Annotated in this window: 1 protein-coding gene; it reads left to right on the forward strand. The window is 54.7% G+C overall.

The features are described 5' to 3' along the window. The coding region (locus HGP29_RS28395) for a DNA-directed RNA polymerase (protein ID WP_211093466.1) at nucleotides 1-666 on the forward strand (666 nt) is incomplete at both ends.

Consider the following 666-nt stretch of genomic DNA (forward strand, 5'->3'; position numbering starts at 1 on the left):
GTGACCCGCAAGGTAACTAAGCGTTCAGTCATGACGTTGGCGTATGGTTCCAAGGAGTTCGGATTCCGCCAGCAAGTTCTTGAGGATACCGTGCAGCCCGCTATTGATAACGGTGAGGGCTTGATGTTCACTCACCCGAACCAAGCGGCTGGCTACATGGCTAAGCTGATTTGGGACGCTGTGACCGTGACCGTAGTGGCTGCTGTCGAAGCGATGAACTGGCTGAAGTCTGCCGCTAAGCTTCTGGCTGCTGAAGTCAAGGACAAGAAGACCAAAGAGGTACTTCGTAAGCGCTGCGCAATCCACTGGGTAACACCAGACGGCTTCCCGGTGTGGCAGGAATACCACAAGCGTGACCAAGCGCGGCTGAAGCTGACGTTTCTGGGTCAGGCCAACGTGTTCATGACGTACAACAAAGGGGACACCAAAGAGATTGACGCGCACAAGCAAGAGTCGGGCATCGCGCCTAACTTTGTGCACTCACAGGATGGTAGTCACCTGCGCATGACCGTAGTGCACGCTAACGAGGTCTACGGGATTGACTCCTTCGCGCTCATTCACGACTCCTTCGGGACCATTCCAGCGGACGCCGGGAATCTCTTTAAGGCAGTCCGTGAGACGATGGTCAAGACCTACGAGGACAACGATGTAATCGCTGACTTTTAT

Origin of the sequence: Flammeovirga agarivorans (assembly GCF_012641475.1) — a bacterium.
Taxonomy (GTDB): domain Bacteria; phylum Bacteroidota; class Bacteroidia; order Cytophagales; family Flammeovirgaceae; genus Flammeovirga; species Flammeovirga agarivorans.